Raw genomic sequence first — 24,690 nt, forward strand, 5'->3', positions numbered from 1 at the left:
AGTTTTTAACTAAACTTGGTATTTTTTATATAAATATGTTGACTAGAATTCCCATAGCAAAGGTGATTCCTATGATTTTTATAACGCCATATTTTCTATATGAAAACAGCAAAAATCCTACTATAAACCCAATCAAAGCTATAGGTTTTATTGAATTTGAACTAATTAGGGAAGTTTTAAACATCTCTATAGCTGCAATTAAAATCAAACTCGCAACAGCAGGTTTTAATCCTTTTAAAATATAGTCAATTGCTTTTATTTTTTTGCCATTGAAGATAATTTTAGCAAGAATAAACATTATTATACATCCTGGTATCACCGCTGCAAAACTAGCAATTACAGCTCCAGTTAGTCCATTAGTTTTCATTCCTATAAAAGTTGCTGCATTAACTCCAATCGGCCCGGGTGTTATTTGAGATAGAGATACTAAATCAGTTAATTCTTTTATAGTTAGCCAAGCATTTTCCTTAATTACATACTTTTGAATAAGTGGAAGTACTGCATATCCACCACCAAAAGAGAAAGCTCCTATTTTTAAAAAAGTCATAGCCAGTGTTAAAAGATTATTAAAAATCATGAATTATGCCTCCTTTAATATTGAATAATAAGTTAAACCTAGTAGACCACTCGCTATTATAATAAAGATAACAGTTATATTAGTAAAGTAACCCACAAGAAAAGAAAATAAAAAAATAATAGAACCGAAAAGCTTATGTTTGGATAATGCAATTTTAGACATTTGATAAACATTTATAAATAATATCGCAGAAATTGCTCCGCTCATGCACTCTAAAGCTGACTTTATCCAAGGATTTTTTGAAATTGAAGAGTATATATAGTACATAATAGAAATTACAATTATACATGGCAAAACAGAGGCAAATATACATGTCAAAGCGCCTTTAATTCCTTTTGTTCTATATCCAACTAACATTGATGTATTAATTGCCATAGGACCTGGTCCTGATTGTGCTACAGCGATTATATCAAGCATTTCTGAGTCGTTTATTATTTTTCTTTTATTTACAAATTCATCTCTAATAACAGGGACTATAGTATAACCTCCACCAAAAGTTACTGCATTTATTTTAAAAAATGATAAAAACAAACTTTTGCAAGAAATATTCTTATCTATATCGATCATTAAAATACCCCTTTCAAATTTTTTAAATTTTACATCTTATTTAAATTCTATCATAAATTAACGTAAGATGTAAAATGATTTAAAGAATTTAGGTTTAATAACAAAATAGTATATATAATTATATAGCTCTACGTTATTTTTCATTGATAAAAAATATATGAACTATTGTGTTTACTTTATTTTTTAAATAATATATAATTATATGTGAGATATTGTGTTTACTTGATAGTATAAAAGGAGTGGTTGTATGTCACAGAATCCAAAAGTGGATTACTTAAAAGGAAATTTCTACGAGAAGATTGGAAAATCAGATCTCGCAGTTGAAAAATTTAAAGAAGCTGCTGAAGCTGGATATGACAGAGCCCAACTTATACTTGGCCAATTATATGATAGTGAAGGCGAGTTAGAAAAAGCTGAAATATGGTATAAATCAGCCTTTAATAGTGGAATTGATTATGCCGCCTTTAATTTAGGTAATATGTACTATAATAATGAAATATACGATACATCTTTATACTGGTACGAAAAAGCATCTGAAAAAGGAATTCTATCTGCAAAAAATAATATGGGAGTAATATATTATATTCTTGAAGACTATGAAATGTCTGAAAAAGTTCTTACTGAAGCAGCAGAGAAGGGGTTTGCAAAAGCCTATTTTAATTTAGGACTCTTAAATTGCGAATTAGGGAATGAAGTTTTATCAGAAGCAATGTATGAAAAAGGTGTTTCATTAAATGATGAAGATGCCATCTATAATATGGCGGTTATAGAAATGAATAGAAATAACTTCACAAAAGCAATAGATTTGTTTAAAAGATTAGTAAAAAAGAAACATGTTAATGCGTGTATAAATTTAGGAGTATTATCAGAGCTATCTAACAATACAACTGATGCTGAAAAAGCATATATAGTTGCGGCAGATGAGGGAGATTCTTCAGCTCAGTATAGATTAGCATATTTGCTTGATAGAAAAAATAGAGAGTCTGATGCTATACATTATTATGAGATGGCAATAAGTCAAAATCATACTCTTGCAAAATATAGGCTTGCCAACCTATACAATAGAAATAACGATACCGACAATGCAAGAGTATATTATAGAATGGCAGCAGAAGACGGCATAAAGGAAGCAAAAAATAATTTAGCCGGAATTTTATTTGAAGATAAAAATTTTGAAGAAGCAGGTTTTTATTATAAACAAGCTATTGATGAAGGATGTTATAATTCATCGGAAAATATGGGAGACCTTTGTAGAGCATTAAAAGAATATGATTTAGCTATTGATTATTATAAATTAATGCCTGATAGCATTGCATGTCAAATAAAGCTTGCAAATATATATGAAAGAAAAAATGATATAGACAACATGATTAATTGGTATAAAAAAGCTGCCGATAACGGAGATATTGAATCGTGTTTTAAATTAGGTACTGTATATGAAAAAATAGGCAACGAAAAAGGAGCAATACGATATTATCAAATTGCATCAGATAATGGTCATGATTTGGCTAAGCTTTACACTGGAAAAATGTTTTTTATGCAAACTAATTATGAAGAGGCGAAAATTTATCTAGAAATCCCAAGCCAACTAAACAATGTTTATGCACTAAATACAATGGGAGTAATGTACGATAATTTCTTTAAAGAGCCTAAAAAAGCAATAGAATATTATGAAAAAGCAATAGAATTAAATTGTACAGAAGCTATGTACAACTTAGCACAATTGCTATTTAGAAATTATGAATTTGATAAAGCAGAAATGTATTTAAAGATGGGTGCTAATAATGGTAATAAGAGATGTGAATATTTTTTAGCTGCATTTTATTATAGAAAATCTATGGATATGTTTAGAGCATTAGCAAATTTAAATTATGAAAATACATTTGAGTTAGTAAATGATATGAAGAATATGGATTTTATAGATGACCATCTTTTGATGACAGATTTCAATATAAATCCACTTAAATATACAGAAATAAAAGAAGATGTAGAACCTTTATACATTCTTGATGTTGAGGAAGATATCACTCAGCTGCTAAAAACCGAAGAAAATGGAATGGCAGTAGATCAGGGAGAAGTCGAAAATATAGATGTTTAATTCTTCACAGTGAGGAGATTATATGATAAGATGCTACAAAACTATAAACAACAAACTTGAAAAACTAAATAATTATGAAGATAGTTGTTGGATAAATGTTACGGAGCCCACATCTAATGAAATCGACGAAGTAAGTGAAATGATGAATATAGAAAGGGATGTAGTTGCAGCAGCTTTAGATGATGAAGAGAGCTCTAGAATTGAGTCTGGAGAAGGATATACATTAATTTTAATAGATATACCTATGGATACATCAGATCAAAAGTCATCCAATTACATTACCTTACCACTAGGTATTATACTCGTAAAGGATCATATTATCACAATATGCTCAAAACAGAGCAGGATATTAAATGATTTTATTGTAGGGCATGTCAAAGGTTTTAACACTTTTATGAAAACAAGATTTATATTACAACTTCTTTATAGAAATGCGACATACTATTTACTTTATCTTAGAAGAATTGATAGAACTACTAATACGATAGAAAAAGAAATTTATAAGTCTATGAAAAATAAAGAACTCGTTCAGTTAATGAAATTAGAAAAGTCATTAGTATATTTTTCAACATCCTTAACGGCAAATGAGGCAACTCTAGATAGATTGCTTAAACTAAGTTCTATTAAACACTATGATGAAGATGAAGGTCTTCTAGAGGACGTAATAATTGAAAATAAACAAGCTCAACAAATGGCTAAAATTTACGGCGATATATTAAGTCGAATCATGGATGCATTTAGTGCAATTATAAGTAACAACCAGAATAATGTTATGACATATTTAACGATAGTTACTATAGTTATGGCTGTTCCAACTATTATTTCAGGACTTTTTGGTATGAATGTCAAAGATATTCCTTTTGCAGAAACTCCTTTAGGTTTTTGGGTAGTAATAGGACTTACAGCGCTAATAAGTTTGATGTCTGCAATTTATTTAATAAAGAAAAAATTGTTATAAAATATTGGTTGAATTTTAGATTATGATTTAAGAGGTGATTCTATGAGAGAGTCCTGTTATGATAGATTGCTTAATATTGACACTTTAAAGCACGAAACTCGAATGGACAAATATAAATATTATAATAGGTATGAACCTACTCCATATAGCGCATTAGAAAAGCTATTCGAAAATTACGAAGTATCTTCAAAAGATCATTTTGTTGATTTTGGTTCAGGGAAGGGGAGGTTTTCTTTTTTCGTAAACTTTTATTTCAATGCTTCTTGTACAGGTGTAGAAATAGCAGACGATTTTTATAAAAAATCTATTCATAATTTGATGAGTTATAAAAATAAAAAACCTAGGTCAATAGAAAAACTTTTTTTTGTTAAAGGTTACGCTGAAAAATATGAAGTAAGTACTTTTGAAAATAAATTCTATTTTTTTAATCCATTTACAGTAAATATTTTTATAGCAGTAGTAAATAATATAATTAAGTCTTTCGAGGAAAAAAATAGGACGATAGATATAATTTTATATTATCCATCTTCTGACTATATCAATTTCTTAGAAAGAAAGACATTTTTTACTCATGTAAAAGATATTACTCTTGCAAACTATGAGGATGATCCTAGAGAGAAATTTTCAATTTATAGGCTTAGCAAAAACTTTGATGTACTTTCTGAAGAAGATATTGCTAGCTTCAATGTTAACGTGACATATCAAAAAGTAATTATTTATAAACAAAAAAAATAGAGGCATTGCCTCTATTTTTTATTTGGTTTTATACAGTTTTATTTGAAATAGATCTATTGTATCTGATTCTATCATGTTCATTTAATATTTTTTTTCTTAATCTTATTGAATCTGGTGTAACTTCAACCAATTCATCATCTTCGATAAACTCTAAAGATTCTTCTAGTGTAAATATTTTTGGAGGAGCAAGCTTGATAGCATCATCTGATCCAGAAGCTCTTACGTTACTCATCTTCTTATTTTTACATGGGTTAACTACCATGTCTTCTTTTCTTGAGTTCATACCTATTATCATTCCTTCATAAACATCTACAGCAGGATCTACAAATAGAGTTCCTCTTGAAGAAAGAGCATTTAATGCGTATCCCATAGTTTTTCCATTTTCTTGAGATATTAAAACACCATTTAATCTTGAAGGTATTTCACCTTTATACTCTTCATAAGTTTCAAATGAAGATAGAAGAGTACCTTCTCCTCTTGTAGTATTTATAAATTCACTTCTATATCCTAATAGACCTCTTGTAGGTACTAGGTATTCTATTTTAACATATCCACCGTCAATTATGTCCATAGAAGACATCATTCCTTTTCTGATATTTAAATCATTTATAACACTACCAGAATAAGTTTCAGGACAACTAATAGTTACTCTTTCAATAGGTTCAATTACGTTGTCATTTTCGTCTTTATGCATTAATACTTGAGGTTTTGATACTCCTAATTCATATCCTTCACGTCTCATATTTTCTATTAATATAGAAAGGTGAAGCTCACCACGTCCACTTACTTTGAATCCATCTGTAGTCTCTAACGGTTCAACTCTAAGACCTACATTTACTTCAAGTTCTTTTTCCAATCTATCTCTTATATGTCTTGTTGTAACAAATTTACCACTCTTACCTACGAATGGAGAGTCATTAACCATGAAGTTCATTGATAGAGTAGGCTCTTCTATTAAAATTTCACCCATTGGAAGAGGATTATCAATAGAACATATTGTTTCACCTATTGAAATATCATTTATTCCAGCTACAACTACGATGTCTCCACTAAGAGCTTCATCAACCTCAACTTGTTTTAATCCTTCATAAACTGATAGTTTAGATATTTTACCTCTTCTAGGTTCTTCACCTTCAGAGCATATACATATTTGTTCAGAAGAATCTAATCTACCTTTAAAAACTCTACCAATTCCAAGTCTTCCAATATAGTCATCATATGCTAATGCTGAAATCTGTACTTGAAGTGGTTCTTCATCATAGTTAGGGTAAGCATCCACATGGCTTTCTATAGTTTCAAATAGAGGAGTTAAGCTATCACTTTCATCTTCTAATTCTTTTTTAGCAATACCTGCTTTTGCCATTCCGTATACTATAGGGAAATCACATTGTTCATCAGTTGCATTTAATTCAACAAATAAGTCGAAAACCTCATCTACAACCTCTTCAGCTCTTTGGTCTTTTTTATCTATTTTATTTATAAATAGTATAGGACGCAAGCCTTGTTCTAGAGACTTTTGTAGAACAAATCTAGTTTGAGGCATTGGACCTTCTGTAGCATCAACTAGTAGTATAACAGTGTCAACTGTCTTTAATACACGTTCAACTTCAGAAGAAAAGTCACTATGTCCTGGAGTATCTACTATATTTATCTTATAATCACCATGTCTGATTGAACAGTTCTTAGAGTATATTGTTATCCCTCTTTCTTGCTCTAAATCATTGCTATCCATAACACGATCTCTTACATGTTCGTTTTCTCTAAATACACCACTTTGATTTAGTAATGCATCTACTAGAGTAGATTTACCAGCATCGACATGGGCAATTACTGCTATATTAATTATATTGTCTTTTATATTCACTAAAATCGCTCCTTTAAAATCTTTTAAAATTATAATTATCTTTATCTTTTTTTAACCAACTTATTTATTATATCAAAAAATAAAAATATTGTATACAATTTTTTTATACTACTGACATAAATAACAAAGGGCTGTATAGCAATTAGCTACACAGCCCTTTGTTATTATTTTTTAGGTTTTGGCATATAATCATCGTCACTATCATATGATTTGATAAGGAAAGTAAGTATAAAACCACATGCCAGACCTCCTAAAATAGCCAACCATGACAAATCTGTATTGTATATAACTTTGTAAATAAGAGCACTAGCAGATGATATTATTGAAAACAAAGCTATAAACATTATTATTTTTCTAGTAGATTTTCCCATTTTAATAATTACGTTTATAAAAACGTATCCCCCTGTAAATTAGTATATCTATATTATAAGATAATTCCAGATTGATTTCAATTAAATCTAAATGATGGGCTTGATTATTAAATATAGCAAAGGGTATAATTATAATATGATAATGATATATTGTATCAAATAATATCAAGATAGGAGATAATAAATATGACTAAAGAAAAAGCACAGATACAAAGTGAAGATTTCTTAATAGAGGGAATGACTTGCGCTGCATGTGCTAAATCTGCGGAGAGATCTTTGAAGAAAACTAAAGGTGTAGTTTCTGCAAGTGTAAATATAGCAACAGAAAAAGCTATTGTAGAATATGATTCTAATGTATGTGGAGTAGATGATTTACGTGCATCTATTGAAAAAGTTGGTTTTCATATGATTGAAAAGGACGAAGAAATAAGCGACAATAATGAATCGATGTTTAAGAGATTTCTTGTGGCGATTGTTTTTGCGGCGATATTATTTACTATCTCAATGGGGCCAATGGTTGGAATACCACTGCCAAGCATAATATCTCCTACATTGAATCCTGTTAATTATGCTCTTATACAATTCATACTTGTAATACCAGTAATGGTAGCGGGGTCAAATTTTTATGTCAATGGATTCAAATCACTTTTTCACTTGAGTCCTAATATGGATTCATTGGTAGCTGTATCGACATCAGCAGCATTTATATTTAGTGCTGTAAATACTTTTAGGATGATGATGGATCCTGTTTTTTTAAATGAACTGGCTAGCACACATCATCACCTTCCATTATATTATGAAAGTGCTGCAATGATTATTGCATTGATAATGCTAGGTAAATATTTTGAAGCTAGAAGTAAATCAAAGACTTCACAGGCAATTAAATCACTTATTGAATTGCAAGCTAAAACCGCAATAATTGAAATCAATGGTGAGGAAAAAGAAATTCCTATAGAAGATGTAAACGTTGGAGATATAATAGTAGTAAAGCCAGGTCAAAAAATTCCAGTTGATGGGATAGTCATTTCAGGTCTGAGCTCTGTGGATGAATCAATGCTTACTGGAGAAAGTATTCCTGTAGAAAAAAATGAAGGCGACAACGTAACTGGAGCAAGTGTAAATAAAAATGGATATTTAAAATTTAGAGCAGAAAAAATTGGTAGAGATACTGTTTTATCACAAATAATACTTTTAGTTGAAAATGCACAAAACAAGAAAGCGCCGATCGCAAATCTAGCGGATGTTGTTTCTGGTATTTTTGTTCCTGTAGTAATGGCTATTGCCCTTCTTTCTGGATTATTGTGGTATTTCGTAGGAGGCGCTACGTTTGAATTTTCACTTACTATTTTTGTTTCTGTTCTTGTAATAGCTTGTCCTTGTGCTCTGGGATTAGCTACGCCAACAGCTATTATGGTCGGAACAGGAAAGGGCGCTGAAAATGGTATTTTAATTAAAGGTGGAGACTCTCTTGAATCTGCACACAAAATAACAACAGTAGCTTTTGATAAAACAGGAACTATTACAAATGGAAAACCAATTGTAACTGACTTTGAGGTGTCTAGCACCGAATTGTCTAATATAGAAATATTATCATTTGTAGCTTCAGCAGAATCTAAGTCAGAACATCCATTAGCTGACTCTATAGTTGAATTTTCAAAGGATCAAAATAGCAACCTATTAGAAGTAGATTCTTTTGAAAGTATTACGGGAATGGGTTTAGAAGCGACAGTTTCTGGAAAAAAAGTACTTATTGGCAACAAGAAGTTAATGGAAAAACATTCTATATCAAATTATAGTGATTTTTATGAAAAAGCTATTGAACTCGCAAATCTTGGAAAGACACCGATGTACATATCAATAGAAAATAAGTGTGTCGGAATAATATGTGTAGCAGATACTATTAAAGAAAGTAGTAAAACTGCGATAGAGAAACTTCATAACATGGGAATAAAAGTTGCGATGATAACAGGAGATAATGAAAGAACTGCAAAAGCAATAGCAAATCAAGTAGGAATTGATATTATTAAAGCTGACGTTCTTCCATCAGACAAATCTAACGTAATAAAAATGTTCCAATCAGAAGGTGAGTTTGTCGCTATGGTTGGTGATGGTATAAATGATGCGCCAGCTCTTGCTCAAGCAGACGTTGGAATAGCAATAGGCAATGGAACTGATGTGGCAATTGAATCTGCAGATATTGTTTTAATGAAAAATGATATTATGGATGTTCCAAACTCAATTAAATTAAGTAGAGAAACTATAAAAAATATAAAACAGAATCTCGGTTGGGCTTTTGGATATAATATTATAGGCATACCATTTGCAGCAGGACTCATCTATATTTTCGGTGGTCCATTATTAAATCCAATGATAGCAGCGGCCGCTATGAGTTTTTCATCTGTAAGTGTAGTTACAAATTCACTTAGACTTAGAAAGTTTAAGACATATTAATACTATTAAAATTAATATAATTAAAAACAACAGCTGCGTACATTGAGTGTACCAGCTGTTATTTTTCTATTTTATATATCTATAACTGATTTTGATATAGGCTCTAATTTTTTTATGTTTTCTAAGAAGATTTTATGCTCAGGATGATTGATATAATTTTCTAAAGGTAAATTATCTCCTAAATCTACAAATAATATTAAATCCATATTAGCATCAATATCCATAACGTTTAGATTATATTTATAATCTTTTATCACCTTGTGTTCATTTTTTAAAAGATCATAGGTTTTTACTACAGTATTTGATAAAATAGAGTCTTCAATTTTTTCTTTAAATTTAAATAAAACAATATGCGTCATGTCAAATCCCTCCACCAAGTATTTATTTAAAGTATATATTAAATAAATACAAATTGGTAGCGTTTTATTAAATATTATTATTTATAAATTTAATATGTAAGAGCCAAAATCAAAATAATAATAAATAATAATGTTTTTATAATTGATGAAGAATTGGAAGTATGGTATAATTTAGAGATGTTCTATGCAAATTAATAGTTTGTAATTAATAATAGAAGTCAAAATTTTATTCTATTATTAATTATGATGTTTGCTACAATTTAAAATAAAACTAAATAGAAAATTAAAAGTAGCTCGCATCACGTATATGGCTTTTTTTGCTGAGTTCATTATTGTAATTCATAACGAGGAGGTTTTAAAATGAATTCAAATCAGGAAAGTAGTGCTATTAAAAAACTTTTTCCTTTATTAGCAAATAAAAATGTAGATTTCAAGAAAGAGATTGTAGCAGGTCTTACAACTTTCTTGACAATGGCCTACATAATCGCAGTAAATCCAAGTATTCTTTCTGAAACAGGAATGGATGCTGGAGCATTAGTTACGGCAACTTGTTTAGCAGCTGCAATAGGATGTTTTTTGATGGGATTTATAGCAAATTTACCATTTGCTTTAGCATCAGGAATGGGAATAAATGCGTTCTTTGCTTACACAGTAGTTATTAAGGGCGGAATACCTTGGGAAGTAGCTTTAACAGCTATATTTGTAGAAGGAATTATTTTCATATTATTAAATTTATTTAAAGTTCGTGAACTAGTAGTAAACTCTATTCCAATGAATATGAAATATGCCGTTACAGCAGGGATAGGTGTGTTTATTGCATTTTCAGGAATTAAAGGAAATGGACTTATAATAGCTAATGAAGCTACACTAATAAGTATGGGTAAAATCACACCAGCTGTTGTATTTACTTTTATTGGTCTATTAGTTATCGCAGCATGTGATAAAAAACAGATAAAAGGATCTATATTACTAGGTATTGCAACTTCGTCTATACTAGCATGGTCATATGCTATATTGGATCCAACTGCAGCCGCAAATCTTGGAATACATCTTCCAAAGGGGCTATTTAAATTTGAATCAATTGCACCTATAGCAGGAAAAATTGATTTTGGTTATTTATTTAATCCAGAACATATTGAAGGTTTCTTACTTGTAATAGTTACTATATTATTTGTAGATTTCTTCGGTACAATAGGAACTTTAGTAGGAGTTGCATCAAAGGCTGATATGTTGGATGAAAATGGTAATTTCCCAAATGCCGGTAGAGCTCTTATTTCAGATGCTATAGCTACAACAATAGGATCTCTTTTAGGTGTGTCTACAGTAACAGCGTATGTTGAATCTTCAACAGGTGTATTAGCTGGAGGTAGAACAGGATTCACAGCTATAACAGTAGGAGTTCTATTTTTAATAGCTATGTTTTTCTCTCCTGTATTTATCGCTATACCTGCGTGTGCAACTGCACCAGCGCTTTTATATGTTGGTTATCTTATGATTACGTCAATACAAGAAATTGATATGTTTAACATAACTGAAGGATTACCTGCTTTTGTTACAATCATTACTATGGCACTTACATTTAGTATAGGTGATGGGTTGACACTAGGAATTTTAACATATGTTTTTGTTAATCTTTTTTACAATCTTATATGTAAAAAAGAAGAAAAGAAACCTGTTTCTGGAGTTATGATAGTATTGGCAATTTTATTCATATTAAAATTAGCATTTTTGTAAAAATAAATTAAGAGACTATTGTTTTAATATATAATTCAATAGTCTTTTATAATAATTTTTATTATTTAGAGATTATATGAAAATTTATAAACTTACTATTTAGTATAGGTTTATTATCGTAAATATAGAAATATAATAATATAGAAATAGAATAGAAAGGGGTAAATCATGTTACAAGTAACCGATGTTGGTTTGAGATTTGGAGATAAGGAACTTTATAAAGAGGTAAACTTAAAATTTACTAAAGGTAATTGCTACGGAATAATAGGAGCGAATGGAGCTGGAAAAAGTACATTCTTAAAAATATTATCTGGAGAAATAGAACCTAATACAGGGTCTGTAAGCATAACAGAAAAAGAAAGAATGTCAGTATTAAAGCAGGACCACTTTGAATATGATGAGTTCTCAGTGATTGATACTGTAATTATGGGGCATGAAAGACTTTGGAATATAACAAAAGAAAAAGATGCTCTTTATATGAAAGAAGATTTTAGTGATGAAGACGGTATAAAAGCCGCTGAATTAGAAAGTGAATTTGCTGAACTAGATGGATGGGATGCAGAAACAAACGCAGAAAAAATACTAATGGGACTAGGAATAGAGAAGGAAAGACACTATTCTCTAATGAATGAACTATCAGGTGCAGAAAAAGTCAAAGTGTTATTAGCTCAATCGCTTTTTGGTAAGCCTGAAATATTGCTCCTAGATGAGCCTACAAACCATTTAGATTATGCTTCAATAAAATGGTTAAATGAGTTTATAATAGGTCTAGACGATACTATAGTAATCGTTGTATCACATGATAGACACTTCCTAAATACTATTTGTACACATATAGTAGATGTTGACTTTGGAAAAATTCAGATATACACAGGTAATTATGATTTCTGGTATGAATCAAGTCAGTTGGCATTACAGCTAATGAAAGATCAAAATAAGAAAACAGAAGAAAAAATAGCTCAATTAAAAGAATTTATAGCCAAATTTAGTTCAAATGCATCTAAGGCAAAGCAAGCTACATCTAGAAAAAAACAATTGGACAAGCTGAATGTAGAAGAAATACAGCCTTCTAGAAGAAAATACCCTTACGTTGCATTTAAACCTGAAAGAGAAATCGGAAATGAAGTTCTTGAGGTAAAAAATATTACTAAAATAGTAGACGGAGAAAAGATACTTAATGATATTTCTTTTAGACTGGAAAAAGATGATAAAGTAGTTTTCATGGGGAATGAAATGGCATCTACTGCATTATTTAACATACTTTCTGGAAATGACACAGACTTTGAGGGTGAGTTCAAATGGGGGGTTACAACATCTCAAGATTACCTACCTAAGAACAATAATGAATTTTTCGAAGGATCTGAACTATCATTAGTCGATTGGCTGAGACAATTCTCAGAGGAAAAGAGTGAAAGTTATATTAGAGGATTTTTAGGAAGAATGTTATTTGGAGGAGATGAAGCGCTTAAAAATGCGAGCGTTATCAGTGGAGGCGAAAAAGTTAGATGTATGTTGTCTAAGCTAATGTTATCAAATTCAAATGTATTAATTTTAGATGATCCTACAAACCACTTGGACCTAGAATCAATAACATCTGTAAATAAAGCTTTAGAAGATTTTACTGGAGTTTTATTGTTTACTTCTCATGACCATCAATTTATATCTTCTATTGCAAATAGAATAATATTTATTGGTGATAATGAAATATTAGATAGAAAAATGGATTTCGATGACTTTATAGAAAGCGATGAAATAAAAGAGCTTTTAAAGAAAATCGTTCAAGAATAAAGCAATGAGTTTTGATACTTAGTTATAAATCCATATTTTATTATATTAATATTATGTAAGTCTAGAGTAAAAACACAATTTAAAGAAACATAAGTTATGATACTGATTTTCTAAAATTTAATAATTATAGTTTATCATTTATAATGACCAAAAATATTAATTTATTTTTGGTCATTATAAATTGTTTTTTGGTTATAATATGTGGTATAATATTTCATAATGAAATGATATCTCTATTATATAATAATTAATTTTTAGTCAGGAGGTGCATAACTTGATTTACGGATATTGTAGAGCTACTACATCGAAACAAATAGAAGATGGATACCTAGAGGAACAAGAGGAACAAATAAGAGAGCGTTATTATGAAAGTGTCATATCAAAAGAAGATTCGCTAGATATGAACTTTAAACCTAAATTTAATGATTTAATTAGAAATGCAACATATGGTGATACTATTGTTGTTACTAAGCTAGATAGGTTTGCCACGTCAATAGAAGACGCATTTAATATCTTAGAAGACCTTAGAAAAAGAAATATTAAATTTCATATACTCAATATTGGATTAATTGATTTCTCAGTTTTAGGGGAAGTTCTTTACAATACAATATTCGCGGTAAATGAGTTTGAAAAAGCACTATTGGTAGAAAGAATACAGTCTGGTAAAAATAAAGCAAAAAAAACAGAAGGTTTTAAAGAAGGTAGACCTAAAAAATATACTCAAAAGCAAATAAATGATGCTCTTGAGATGCTTAATTCTCTTTCTTATAAAAAAGTAGAAGAAATGACTGGCATTTCGAAAAGTACTTTGATAAGAGCTAAGAAGGAATCGTTAAAATAATAAAGATTAGTTTGAATTTTGATGATGTGATATATTTATTTGGAGAGGTTTGTTATGTATGATTTAGAAAATATTTTTAAAAACTATAATCCTGGAGTGATTGGACCAGAAAAAATTTTATTTTCTTCAATAGTTGTTCCTGTCATAAATATTGATGGTGAGCAACATGTTATTTTTGAAGTTAGGTCAAAAAGACTAAAATCTCAACCAGGAGAAGTATCTTTTCCTGGAGGCAAAGTTGATGAAAATGAAAGTCCACTAAATGCAGCTAGAAGAGAATTTTCAGAAGAGCTCGACGCTGCTCAAGAAAAAATTGAAATTATATCAGAATTAGATATTTATTTTGCAGCATCAAGAGGTCTTATTTTTTGTTATCTAGGTGTAGTTGATGAAAGTATTAACTTAAATGTTAGAAATAGTGAAGTTGAAGAACTTTTTACTGTTCCATTAAAATTTTTTATAGAAACCGAACCAGAGGTGTATACAAACAGTATTAGAGTTTTCCCTGATGAAAATTTTCCATATGAAAAAATGAAAATATCGGAAACTTATAACTGGGGTATACAAAATTATCCAGTACTTTTTTATAATTATGGCGGCCATATCATATGGGGTATTACTGCAAATATAATAAATAATTTTGCGAAAAAGATAAAAGATAAGTTATAAATACTAAAGTGTGTTATAATAGTTTTTGTAGATATAAATTAAATAATTTACAGGGGAGCTTATTGGCTGAGAGGAATTTTTTCGACCCTAAGACACATTGGATAATGCCAGTGGAGGAGTATTTCTGTCGTCCCTGCATAAGCTGGGACTTTTTTTATTTGAAAGGAGAAAAGATCATGGTAATTGGAGATATTGCTGTAATGCCATTAAGACCATATGGCAGCGAAGAAGAAATGTATAAGATTGTAGATGCTTGTATTGATTTAATTAAAGATAGTGGGCTTAAGTATGAAATAAGTGCAAATAATACCACTGTCGAAGGAGAGCTAGATGAAGTATTTGAACTAGCAAAGGCGGTGCATCAACTTCCTTTTGAATTAAACTGTGAAAGAGTGATTACTATATTCAGAGTTGACCAAAAAAAAGGTGGAATAACAATAGATGAAAAACTCAAAAATCACAAATAAAGTATTAAATTCAGCTTATCCTGTTTTAACCTTTATAGTATTAATATTATTGTGGCATTTTTTTGCAACTAACTCTAAAATACCGTCATATATATTACCTGCACCTTTAGATATTGTGAGAGAATTTAAATCAGACTGGCATGTTCTACTCATGCACAGTAAAGTTACTTTGGTAGAAACTAGTATAGGGTTTTTAATTTCCATTGTAGTAGCACTTACAGTAGGTACAACTATGGATTTTGTACCATTTGTAAAGAAATGCTTTTATCCAATTATGTATATCACTCAGATGATACCAACAATAACAATTGCTCCGTTGCTAGTTATTTGGTTTGGGTTTGGTATAAAATCCAAAATTTTATGCGTTATTTTAACTTGTTTTTTCCCAATGTTAATTAATTTTATGGATGGGATAGACAGCATAGATAGGGAGTATATTGACTTATTTAAAGTAATGAAAGGAAGTAAATGGAAAACTTTTTTACACCTAAAATTTCCAATGTCACTAGATCAATTTTTTACTGGATTAAAAATATCTAGTACATATGCTTTTGTAGCTGCAACTGTTGCAGAATGGTTAGGTGGTAGTGCTGGTTTAGGAGTTTATATGGTAAGATCAAAAAGCTCCTATGCTCTTGACAAAGTATTTGCATGCACTATATTGGTTGTAATACTAAGCTTAATTTTTGTAGGTGCGATAACAATACTCAAGAAAATATTATTAAAAAGATTTGACAATAAAGGAGAATAATAAATGAATTTTAAAAAAATTATATCTTTAAGTTTAGCGTCAGCTCTATCTTTAACTTTACTTGCAGGTTGTACTAATAGTAAAGAAGAAGACAGTGATGCTAAGTCTCTTAAAAAGATTACGCTAATGTTAGACTACACTCCTAATACTAATCATACTGGTCTTTATGTTGCAAAAGTTAAAGGCTACTTCAAAGATGAAGGATTGGATGTAGAAATAATTCAGCCATCTGATGGGGATGTGACTACATTAGTGGCAACAGGTAAAGCTGATTTCGGAGTTAGTTATCAGGAAGATGTAACATATGCTCTTACTAGAGAAAAAGATCCTCTTCCAGTAAAGGCAATTGCTACAATAGTTCAGCATAATACGTCTGGATTCGCAGCACCTACTTCAAAAGGAATAAAATCTCCTAAAGATTTTGCTGGAAAAACATATGGAGGATGGGGTTCTCCTTCAGAAGAAGCGATAATAAAATTGGCAATGGAAAAATATGGTGTAGACTTCAATAAGTTAAACAGAGTCGATATAGGTCAAGATGACTATTTTGTAGCCACAGAAAAGAATATTGATTTTGCTTGGATCTTTGAAGGATGGACAGGTATTGAAGCTAAAATTAAAAACAAGCCTTTAGATTATATAGCAGTTAAAGATATAGATCCTTCTTTAGATTACTATACTCCTATTTTGATTTCTAATAATAAGAATATAGAAGAAAATCCAGAATTAGTAAAGAAATTTATGAAGGCGACTTCTAAGGGATATAATTATGCAATTGAAAACCCAGATGACTCTGCTAAAATACTTATAAAAGAAGTTCCAGAACTAAATAAAGATTTAGTCGAAAAGAGTCAGGAGTTTTTATCTAAAGAGTATAAATCAGATGCCAGTACTTGGGGTGAAATGAAATCATCTGTTTGGAAAAATTATGCTGAATTTATGAAAAAAAATAAATTAATAACTAAAGATCTTAATGAACAAGAGGCTTTTACAAATGAATTCTTGCCAGAAAAAAAATAAAATAACTGTTTCTAATATGGATAAATATTATGAAGGTTCAAAAATATTATCTGATATAAATATTCACATTGATGAAGGCGAATTGGTCACAATAGTAGGGCCAAGTGGAAGTGGTAAAAGTACAATTTTTAATATAATTACAGGTTTGACAAAAGAAGATTCTGGAAGTATTTTTGTAAATGGAGAAATAAGTTATATGTATCAAAAAGACTTATTATTGCCATACAAAACTATTTTAGATAATGTTTCTCTCCCTCTAATACTCAAAGGTCAAAAAAAGAGAGAAGCGAGAGATATTGTAAAACCGTATTTCAAAATATTTGGTCTTGAAAACTATGAAAAAAACTATCCAAGTGATTTATCTGGTGGTATGCGACAAAGAGTAAACTTTCTTAGGACGTTTATATGTTCAAGTGATATAATACTTTTAGACGAACCATTTGGAGCTCTTGATTCAATTACAAAGTCGAGTATACAAGAATGGTTTATAGATATTAAGAAAAGTCTTAATTCCACTATCTGTATGATTACACACGATATAGATGAAGCTATAAAACTATCTGATAGAATTTATGTCATATCATCTAGGCCAGCAAATATAAAAAAGGAATTCAATCTTAGTTCTTTTGATAAAAACAATGTTGAAGAAGTATCAAATTTAAAGAAAAAAATTATTAATTACTTCATATAATTTTTATTCCATGCAAAAAAAATTGAAATTATATATTTTTGAAAAACATAAAATAATAAAAAAATAGTATGCTTAAATTTAAGCATACTATTTTTATTATATGAATATTAAACAACAATAAAGTTATTTTTCTATTTAAAGTATATAATTTATTTTTTGAAAAAAGCAATTCCAATTGATCCAGGACCAATATGAGTTCCTATTGTGCTTCCCATCATAGAAACAGGAAATTCATCCAATTTTTTGCCAAACACAGTATTATCCTTTGAAATATACTGATTTAACAGGGCAGTATCATTTCCAGAATACCCTAACATATATGGCATACCTTCATCAAATTCAAAACTTTCAGCCATCTTATTTAGCATTGTAATTCCCTTTTTAAATCCTCTTGCTTTTCCAGCTAACACTACAAATCCATTATCTATTGTTATAATTGGCTTTACAGAAAGTATTGTGCCTGCAATAGCGCTCATTTTTGATAATCTTCCGCCCTTATATAAATTCTCTAGAGTATTTAATAAAAAGTAAATAGAGATTTTTTCTTTTTTCTCTTCTAGCTTTTTAACTATTTCCTCTGGGTCTAAATTAGCCTTTACTAACTCTAATGCATATAAAACCAGTATTTTTTCACCAATGCATCCGCTTTTACTATCTACTACGAACACTTTTCCAGGAAATCTTTCTGCGGCTATTTTAGCACTTGAATACGTACCAGAAAGATCTGAAGATAATGTAATGGCTATGGCTATATCACCGTTATCTACTATTTTTTGAAATTCTTGTTCGTATGCATAAGGAGTAACTTGGCTTGTCTTTGGCAGCATCTCTGACTCTTCTAAAAAATCATAGAATTGACTGTTTGTAATATCTATATTATCTTTATATTCATTTTCTCCAAAAAAAATTGTTAATGGCATAAAAGAAAGGCCCAGCTCTTTAGATTCATCAAAAGTAATATCAGAAGCAGAATCTACAACTATTTTTATACTCATACTTATCCCCCTAAAATTTATTCTTATATATCAATAGCTTTTGCTATAAAATACACAACGCATATGATTATTATAACACAAATGAATAGTCTATGTATATTCTAGATAGTTATTTTAACTATCTAGATGTAAACTGTTAAATGTTATGAGTTTACAATAGTATTCATATATGATATTATCAACATATAAAAAAAGGAAAAGACAGAGGTGTGTAAATTGAATGAATTAAAAGAGGCTATATTAAACGGATATTTAGCTACAAAAGAAGACATCGAAATTTTGAAAGAAAGTAAATTGAGCGATTTAATCTCCGCAGCAAAAATTATTAGAGATTATTATCACAATAATAATTTTGATTTTTGTACTATAATTAATGCAAAAAGCGGAAAGTGCAGTGAAAATTGTAAATTTTGTGCCCAGTCATCTTATTATATTACTGGAATAGAAGAATATGGTGTTATAGATAGAGAATTTGCATTAAAATCTGCAATTAGCTGCTATAATAGTGGAATTAGTAGATTTTCTTTAGTTACATCCGGTAAAACCTTAAATAAAAAAGAATTTGAAAAAGTATGCCGTATATTTTCTTATATAAAAGAAAACTGTCCAATCCACCTATGTTCATCAAATGGACTCTTAACGATAGAACAGTTAAAAAAATTAAAGGAGATAGGTGTAAAAAGATATCATAATAATTTAGAAACTTCACGTAGTTTTTTCTCTAATATTTGTACATCTCATAGCTTTGATGATAAAGTTAAGGTAATTAAAAATGCAAAGAGAGTAGGGCTTGAGGTATGTAGTGGCGGGATATTCGGATTAGGAGAGAGTTTGGACGATAGAATAGATCTAGCCTTTACGCTTAAATCACTTGAAGTAGATTCCGTGCCTATAAATATATTAAATCCTATCAAGAACACACCTTTTGAAAATAACCCAAAATTGACTTATGAGGAAGTTCTAAGATCAATAGCTATATTTAGATTTATTATGCCTAAAACTAGTATAAGATTGGCAGGAGGAAGGAATATTTACGGAGATAAAGGAGAACTTGCAATAGAAGCTGGCATTGACTCTATGATATCCGGAAATATGCTTACAACTTCTGGAATTAACATTAAAGAAGATATAACTATGATAAATAAAATGAATTTTTGTATATAATTGATTAGATATATTTATGATTATATCCGTATCTAAATAACTTACTGTTAAGATTGATTATTAAAACTAAAAATAAAACCAGCAAAAAAAATAAAAAAGAGCATTTGCTCTTTTTTATTTTTTATGTAATTTATAATTGCTTTTAAAGTATTAATTAATATTTAATCCGAAATTAAAAAAACCTTTTTTAAAATTATCGAATGAGTTCTTAACGCTTGTATAACCTACTGCATATCTATTTTCTTCAATATCGTAGACTTCATATGCTAATGCGGCATATTTTAATAAATCCGACTCTTCTTCATCCGGTGTTAATAAATAGTTACCTCCCGTATCAGATAATAAGTAAGTATTTATATTGTATTTTGACCCGTATTTTGATGCTCCAATTTTACAAGAAGTATGATCATCTATTCCGTCTGATAGATCATATGAATTTGCTGATAGAGTTTTTAATTCTATATTTTTATATTTTTTATGAAAATTATGTATTTCGGATTCCACATCCTTAGAACTTAAATATAAATTCCCATATGGCTTTATTATGATATTTGACTCAAGCATATTTAATCTACCTAAACAGTCCAACATTTCCTTATTTCTAGAAATAGTCATGTCCCTATGAGTTATACAAGGTAAACCTTTATCAACTAGGTCTCTGTTTATTTTATTTATAGCTTTACTGCTTGAACCATCTGTAAGTAACATTAAATACGTATGTTTCGGATTATCTTTTATATCTCTTAATAGAGACAGGCCCATTGTCAAAATTTCATCATCTTGGTGTGGAGTCAGGTATAAAATCTTTCTTTCTATATTTATATCTCCACCTACCATAATATCGACATTCGAGTTATTAATATCGATGTTCGATCCATCTTTAGAAGATAAGTATATACCATATCCTTTTTTAATAGCTAAGTTTACTGCACTTAACGAGTCCGCGCTATTTTCACCACTTACAAGTACGCCTTTGCTAAATGTTTCTCTTTCATTTAGTAATTTATTTGTTTCATATCTATCGTTTCCAATAATTTGATTATAATTGCTGTCATTTTTTACAAGTCCGCCCACAATCAGCACGTTTGAATTAGCTAAATTTGGAAGATTAGTTCCATCACTGTATATAATTGTTGCTTTATTTTTTACTGCGTATCCAATCGAGCTGATTAAATCACTCGTATGATTAATTATTACCACATTTTTTGAAATATTAGGATCATCTTCATTAGTGATGGGTAGAGCATTTAATCGATCAATTTCTCTTTGCATTGATTCATTTATTTTTCCATCTGGAGACAGTAAAAAAGGTATCTCTTTACTAATAGAGTAGTTTAAGGCTTTTACAGTTTCTTGTATATCTAAGTTATTTCCTATAGAAACATATTCTGAAGTTTCAAATGATTCTTCAATAGTTTTTATGTTTGTTTCATATCTGTCTGATCCAACTATTTTATTAATATACAATTCTTTGTTTTTATCGGTCGCATTAATATTTAGTGGAGTAGCCAAAAGTATAAGAAAAGCTATTCCAAAAGGTATTGCTTTATTCATTTAATTCTCCTTATTTATTGCTTATTTTTTTTGTTATTTTATTTATTTCACATATTAACAATACCATAATCTAGTTAATAGTCAAGTATAATGAACTGATTCACATTAACATTTTAATGTTCTTTAAAAAATTTAATAGCCAATTGTTTATATTATAATAATGATTATATTGATAAAAGAGTATTAATATTATGCTATAAAAGTATAATTGTATGATAAAATAAACTATAGAGCGGTACTTTTATTTATATATTATAAAAATATATTTAATCTACTATTAATAAATCATTATTTAAGTACGTATAATTGAGGTGATAAGAGGTGATAAGATGATATTTATAAAGTCTATATTTTTTGATGATAAAATTAATGAAAAAATAAGCGAAAACAAATATGATTCATATGAGGTAAATATTCCAATAATAAAGAATATGATAAATAACAAAGAAAAAATAGAAATTAGTAACGAAGTAACCTTTTTTGTTGGAGAAAATGGATCAGGAAAATCAACATTATTGGAAGCGATTGCTATAGCATATGGCTTTAATCCTGAGGGAGGCACAAAAAATTTTAATTTTAGTACTAAAGATTCGCATTCAAATTTATTTGATCATCTAATGCTGTCAAAAAGCTTTAAACTGTCTAAAGATGGCTTTTTTTATAGAGCAGAAAGCTTTTATAATGTTTCCACTGAAATAGATAATTTAGATAATGAATTTCCTCTTTTGGATTATTATGGTGGTAAATCCCTTCATGATAGATCTCATGGTGAAGGTCTGTTAGAGTTAATTAAAAATCGCTTTTTAGGCAATGGAGTATATATACTTGATGAACCTGAAGCCTCATTATCTCCAACAGGATTAATGCAACTTTTATGCTTAATCAAAGAATTTGTTACTAATGATTCTCAATTTATTATATCTACACATTCGCCTATATTAATGAGTTATCCAAACTCAACAATTTACGAGCTGAAAGAAGGATTAATAAGAAAAACTAACCTAAAAGAAACAGATCATTATATAATAACACGGGCTTTTATGGAAAACAGCGAAGTTATGATTAAAAACTTATTTAGTGAATAGCAATTAATAAACGTGTATTGAGAGTGACAAAATATTAGTTGTATAAATAAAATGAATTAAACCATAGGTGCATATTAGATTTAATATTAATATAGCGAAAGTTATTTTAATACGTTATGAATATAATCTTGATAAACAGAATGCTTAGAAGATATAAATTTATAAAAAAATAATAAATATAAAAACATAATTTAAATATACGCATTATTAAATGTACAAAATACATATTTTACTATATAGGCTTAAAATACCATATAATTGACTATTTTATGATAGCGCCACATAACTATTCCCAAAATATACATTTAAGGAATAGTTATGCATTATATATATATCCTCCATTCATGTGATGTTATATCTAAAATCTATAATTTTTAGATATAATAAAAAAATATTTACATCTTTATTTTTATTTACATCTTTATTTTAAAGAATTTATTTCTTCCCTCTTTTATATTGTCTATGTAATTTGACCTACAATATTACAATATAAAAAAGATGGCTATAAATGTAGTCATCTTTTTTTGCGCTTTATTTATATTTTTATGTTTATAAGTCGGAAATTTTTGCAAGTGCTCCCATAGGATCCCACGGTTTAAGCTCTATTGGTTTTTCTTCGTATGCTTTTATAATTTTATCCGATAAGAATTTTTTGTTTATCAACGCTTGATACATATATTCGTCAAACCATTCATCGCTCATAACTAAAAATCCATTATATCCTGATTCTTTTCCCCATGAATTTTCAACTCTATATCTATCTATTTTGTCGTTTTCTTCGTCGTAATTGCATCCCATAAATACCATGGCATGTGTCATTAATGACTCCTTATAATCTAGTCTGTCTTCTTTGTTAAAATCAAACTCAACACCTAATAAATCGTCAACTCTTACAGTTTCAAGATCTAATCTTGAACCTTTTTTATTAAAGAATTGGCCTACATCACATCCAAACCACACTGGTTCATCATCTTGAAGCTGTCTTAATATTGATTTTTTCATATCACCTATTGGAACATTTACATATTTCACAGCGTCTCCCTCAACAACATTTCCCAAGAATTGAACTGTATATGATTTGTAATAAGGTTTATCATTTGTTGGAGCATTGATTATAGATATATAGTCATCAAGATCCATTTCTATGAATTTATTGTAAAATTCTGTAGTGCTTAAATTTTTATAAGATATGAAATTATCATCTTTATCTCTTGCTTCAAAATCAATATATTTAGGAGGTGTACCTAGTGCTATTGATAAAACATTATAGATTTCCTTCATATATGAATTGATCATTTCTTCTATTTTTTCTGAAGTTGCATTGTCTTCATTTGCTTTTCTAAGATTTTTAGCATACATTCTAAGCAGTTTTGTCAAATATGTATTTAAAGATGTCGTGTCAGAAGAATTTTGTGTCTCAGGCATTGAGTATTTAGGTACTACGCCATATTTTTTAATGATATTTTTAAGCATATCCCATTGACCACCATCTCCCATTGGATCAGTTAAAATATGAGAAACTAATCTGGAATCTAAATCTTCTTCCATTGTTTTGTATATAGACTCTAGAAAATAATTACATCTTTCTAATTTATCATAAAACAAAGTATAGTTTTGAGATAGTTCGAAATTCTTTAGATTGTACTTATTACAAAGTTTATACTCCATAACATTAAGTGCTGCAAACATCCAACATCTGCCAGACCTTTTTTGATTTCTTATTTCTGTATCTTTAAGATTCACATTGAATTCATGTCTGTTCGAATCACCTTCAAACCTGTTTACAGATGCTTCTACTATTCCATTGTTCATTGCAGCTCTCTGTGCTACTCTGTTAGCACGATTTGACTTGAAATCAGATTCCATGTTTTCTAAAAAAGATTTTTTTATTTCCATTCTTACACCTCACAACTATTTTATAGTATTACATTTACATATATAATTATACTAT

The 24,690-nt window shown here is 29.2% G+C and carries 22 protein-coding genes; 14 read left to right on the forward strand and 8 right to left on the reverse strand.

Going from position 1 to position 24,690, the window contains the following annotated elements; genetic code table 11:
* Window positions 1–25: 25 nt before the first annotated feature.
* Both C0982_RS03800 and C0982_RS03805 read right to left on the reverse strand, forming a co-directional pair.
* Entirely contained in the window at window positions 26–577 is a 552-nt protein-coding gene (locus tag C0982_RS03800) for a chromate transporter (RefSeq protein WP_101772887.1), read from the reverse strand.
* A gap of 3 nt (window positions 578–580) precedes the next feature.
* On the reverse strand, window positions 581–1,144 hold the full coding sequence (locus C0982_RS03805; RefSeq protein ID WP_101772888.1) for a chromate transporter: 564 nt from the start codon (window positions 1,142–1,144) through the stop codon (window positions 581–583).
* Window positions 1,145–1,391: 247 nt separating this feature from the next.
* Here C0982_RS03805 and C0982_RS03810 point away from each other — a divergent pair, with 247 nt between their 5' ends.
* Genes C0982_RS03810 through C0982_RS03820 form a run of 3 tightly spaced genes read left to right on the forward strand, consistent with a single transcriptional unit; the run spans window position 1,392 to window position 4,935 of the window.
* Window positions 1,392–3,242 carry a tetratricopeptide repeat protein gene (locus tag C0982_RS03810; RefSeq protein WP_101772889.1) on the forward strand — a complete coding sequence of 617 codons (1,851 nt, stop codon included), beginning with the start codon at window positions 1,392–1,394 and terminating at the stop codon, window positions 3,240–3,242.
* A gap of 22 nt (window positions 3,243–3,264) precedes the next feature.
* Window positions 3,265–4,200, forward strand: a complete 936-nt coding sequence (locus C0982_RS03815; RefSeq protein WP_101772890.1) for a magnesium transporter CorA family protein — start codon at window positions 3,265–3,267, stop codon at window positions 4,198–4,200.
* Window positions 4,201–4,242: 42 nt separating this feature from the next.
* Window positions 4,243–4,935 carry a methyltransferase gene (locus tag C0982_RS03820; protein ID WP_101772891.1) on the forward strand — a complete coding sequence of 231 codons (693 nt, stop codon included), beginning with the start codon at window positions 4,243–4,245 and terminating at the stop codon, window positions 4,933–4,935.
* A gap of 28 nt (window positions 4,936–4,963) precedes the next feature.
* Here the strand turns inward: C0982_RS03820 and typA are convergent, their stop codons facing one another.
* Window positions 4,964–6,799, reverse strand: coding sequence for a translational GTPase TypA (gene typA / locus C0982_RS03825; RefSeq protein WP_101772892.1), 1,836 nt, complete (start codon window positions 6,797–6,799; stop codon window positions 4,964–4,966).
* A gap of 164 nt (window positions 6,800–6,963) precedes the next feature.
* On the reverse strand, window positions 6,964–7,170 hold the full coding sequence (locus tag C0982_RS03830) for a hypothetical protein (RefSeq protein ID WP_101772893.1): 207 nt from the start codon (window positions 7,168–7,170) through the stop codon (window positions 6,964–6,966).
* 186 nt (window positions 7,171–7,356) lie between these two features.
* Here C0982_RS03830 and C0982_RS03835 point away from each other — a divergent pair, with 186 nt between their 5' ends.
* Window positions 7,357–9,621 carry a heavy metal translocating P-type ATPase gene (locus tag C0982_RS03835; RefSeq protein ID WP_101772894.1) on the forward strand — a complete coding sequence of 755 codons (2,265 nt, stop codon included), beginning with the start codon at window positions 7,357–7,359 and terminating at the stop codon, window positions 9,619–9,621.
* A 71-nt stretch (window positions 9,622–9,692) separates the two neighbouring features.
* On the opposite strand, the gene C0982_RS03840 is transcribed toward C0982_RS03835, so the two are convergent.
* Window positions 9,693–9,980: a Dabb family protein gene (locus C0982_RS03840; protein ID WP_101772895.1), complete on the reverse strand. Its 288-nt coding sequence runs from the start codon at window positions 9,978–9,980 to the stop codon at window positions 9,693–9,695.
* A gap of 360 nt (window positions 9,981–10,340) precedes the next feature.
* Between C0982_RS03840 and C0982_RS03845 the strand changes: the two genes are divergently transcribed.
* From C0982_RS03845 to C0982_RS03880, 8 genes are all read left to right on the forward strand, one after another.
* Window positions 10,341–11,714 (forward strand): NCS2 family permease, encoded by a 1,374-nt coding sequence (locus tag C0982_RS03845; protein ID WP_101772896.1) that lies wholly within the window; start codon window positions 10,341–10,343, stop codon window positions 11,712–11,714.
* 168 nt (window positions 11,715–11,882) lie between these two features.
* Entirely contained in the window at window positions 11,883–13,502 is a 1,620-nt protein-coding gene (locus C0982_RS03850) for an ABC-F family ATP-binding cassette domain-containing protein (RefSeq protein WP_101772897.1), read from the forward strand.
* Window positions 13,503–13,767: 265 nt separating this feature from the next.
* The gene (locus C0982_RS03855; RefSeq protein ID WP_242961489.1) at window positions 13,768–14,343 is read left to right on the forward strand and encodes a recombinase family protein; all 576 of its coding nucleotides are present in this window, start codon (window positions 13,768–13,770) and stop codon (window positions 14,341–14,343) included.
* 54 nt (window positions 14,344–14,397) lie between these two features.
* A complete protein-coding gene (locus C0982_RS03860) occupies window positions 14,398–15,012 on the forward strand; it encodes an NUDIX hydrolase (protein ID WP_101772899.1) in 615 nt (204 codons plus the stop codon).
* A 176-nt stretch (window positions 15,013–15,188) separates the two neighbouring features.
* Window positions 15,189–15,479, forward strand: a complete 291-nt coding sequence (locus tag C0982_RS03865) for an MTH1187 family thiamine-binding protein (RefSeq protein WP_101772900.1) — start codon at window positions 15,189–15,191, stop codon at window positions 15,477–15,479.
* Window positions 15,454–16,230: an ABC transporter permease gene (locus C0982_RS03870; RefSeq protein ID WP_101772901.1), complete on the forward strand. Its 777-nt coding sequence runs from the start codon at window positions 15,454–15,456 to the stop codon at window positions 16,228–16,230. Before C0982_RS03865 ends, C0982_RS03870 begins: the two co-directional genes overlap by 26 nt.
* A gap of 3 nt (window positions 16,231–16,233) precedes the next feature.
* A complete protein-coding gene (locus C0982_RS03875; protein WP_101772902.1) occupies window positions 16,234–17,250 on the forward strand; it encodes an ABC transporter substrate-binding protein in 1,017 nt (338 codons plus the stop codon).
* Window positions 17,225–17,941 (forward strand): ABC transporter ATP-binding protein, encoded by a 717-nt coding sequence (locus tag C0982_RS03880; protein WP_101772903.1) that lies wholly within the window; start codon window positions 17,225–17,227, stop codon window positions 17,939–17,941. Before C0982_RS03875 ends, C0982_RS03880 begins: the two co-directional genes overlap by 26 nt.
* Before the next feature lie 149 nt (window positions 17,942–18,090).
* On the opposite strand, the gene C0982_RS03885 is transcribed toward C0982_RS03880, so the two are convergent.
* A complete protein-coding gene (locus C0982_RS03885) occupies window positions 18,091–18,936 on the reverse strand; it encodes a DegV family protein (protein WP_101772904.1) in 846 nt (281 codons plus the stop codon).
* A gap of 216 nt (window positions 18,937–19,152) precedes the next feature.
* Here C0982_RS03885 and bioB point away from each other — a divergent pair, with 216 nt between their 5' ends.
* Window positions 19,153–20,100, forward strand: coding sequence for a biotin synthase BioB (gene bioB, locus C0982_RS03890; RefSeq protein ID WP_330399773.1), 948 nt, complete (start codon window positions 19,153–19,155; stop codon window positions 20,098–20,100).
* A 150-nt stretch (window positions 20,101–20,250) separates the two neighbouring features.
* Here the strand turns inward: bioB and C0982_RS03895 are convergent, their stop codons facing one another.
* Entirely contained in the window at window positions 20,251–21,654 is a 1,404-nt protein-coding gene (locus C0982_RS03895; protein WP_101772906.1) for a cell wall-binding repeat-containing protein, read from the reverse strand.
* A 329-nt stretch (window positions 21,655–21,983) separates the two neighbouring features.
* Between C0982_RS03895 and C0982_RS03900 the strand changes: the two genes are divergently transcribed.
* Window positions 21,984–22,739, forward strand: coding sequence for an AAA family ATPase (locus tag C0982_RS03900; protein WP_101772907.1), 756 nt, complete (start codon window positions 21,984–21,986; stop codon window positions 22,737–22,739).
* Window positions 22,740–23,288: 549 nt separating this feature from the next.
* Here C0982_RS03900 and C0982_RS03905 read toward each other — a convergent pair.
* Window positions 23,289–24,635: a C1 family peptidase gene (locus tag C0982_RS03905; RefSeq protein WP_101772908.1), complete on the reverse strand. Its 1,347-nt coding sequence runs from the start codon at window positions 24,633–24,635 to the stop codon at window positions 23,289–23,291.
* Window positions 24,636–24,690 lie beyond the last annotated feature (55 nt).

Source organism: Peptostreptococcus faecalis (assembly GCF_900240845.1).
Taxonomy (GTDB): Bacteria; Bacillota; Clostridia; order Peptostreptococcales; family Peptostreptococcaceae; genus Peptostreptococcus; species Peptostreptococcus faecalis.

Coding starts and splice junctions, on each gene's coding strand:
- C0982_RS03850 (WP_101772897.1), top strand. CDS start 11,883: ATGTTACAAGTAACCGATGTTGGTTTGAGATTTGGAGATAAGGAACTT.
- C0982_RS03820 (WP_101772891.1), top strand. CDS start 4,243: ATGAGAGAGTCCTGTTATGATAGATTGCTTAATATTGACACTTTAAAG.
- C0982_RS03860 (WP_101772899.1), top strand. CDS start 14,398: ATGTATGATTTAGAAAATATTTTTAAAAACTATAATCCTGGAGTGATT.
- C0982_RS03865 (WP_101772900.1), top strand. CDS start 15,189: ATGGTAATTGGAGATATTGCTGTAATGCCATTAAGACCATATGGCAGC.
- C0982_RS03800 (WP_101772887.1), bottom strand. CDS start 577: ATGATTTTTAATAATCTTTTAACACTGGCTATGACTTTTTTAAAAATA.
- C0982_RS03805 (WP_101772888.1), bottom strand. CDS start 1,144: ATGATCGATATAGATAAGAATATTTCTTGCAAAAGTTTGTTTTTATCA.
- C0982_RS03900 (WP_101772907.1), top strand. CDS start 21,984: ATGATATTTATAAAGTCTATATTTTTTGATGATAAAATTAATGAAAAA.
- C0982_RS03845 (WP_101772896.1), top strand. CDS start 10,341: ATGAATTCAAATCAGGAAAGTAGTGCTATTAAAAAACTTTTTCCTTTA.
- C0982_RS03830 (WP_101772893.1), bottom strand. CDS start 7,170: ATGGGAAAATCTACTAGAAAAATAATAATGTTTATAGCTTTGTTTTCA.
- C0982_RS03905 (WP_101772908.1), bottom strand. CDS start 24,635: ATGGAAATAAAAAAATCTTTTTTAGAAAACATGGAATCTGATTTCAAG.
- C0982_RS03840 (WP_101772895.1), bottom strand. CDS start 9,980: ATGACGCATATTGTTTTATTTAAATTTAAAGAAAAAATTGAAGACTCT.
- C0982_RS03885 (WP_101772904.1), bottom strand. CDS start 18,936: ATGAGTATAAAAATAGTTGTAGATTCTGCTTCTGATATTACTTTTGAT.
- C0982_RS03880 (WP_101772903.1), top strand. CDS start 17,225: ATGAATTCTTGCCAGAAAAAAAATAAAATAACTGTTTCTAATATGGAT.
- C0982_RS03895 (WP_101772906.1), bottom strand. CDS start 21,654: ATGAATAAAGCAATACCTTTTGGAATAGCTTTTCTTATACTTTTGGCT.
- C0982_RS03835 (WP_101772894.1), top strand. CDS start 7,357: ATGACTAAAGAAAAAGCACAGATACAAAGTGAAGATTTCTTAATAGAG.
- C0982_RS03870 (WP_101772901.1), top strand. CDS start 15,454: ATGAAAAACTCAAAAATCACAAATAAAGTATTAAATTCAGCTTATCCT.
- C0982_RS03815 (WP_101772890.1), top strand. CDS start 3,265: ATGATAAGATGCTACAAAACTATAAACAACAAACTTGAAAAACTAAAT.
- C0982_RS03875 (WP_101772902.1), top strand. CDS start 16,234: ATGAATTTTAAAAAAATTATATCTTTAAGTTTAGCGTCAGCTCTATCT.
- C0982_RS03810 (WP_101772889.1), top strand. CDS start 1,392: ATGTCACAGAATCCAAAAGTGGATTACTTAAAAGGAAATTTCTACGAG.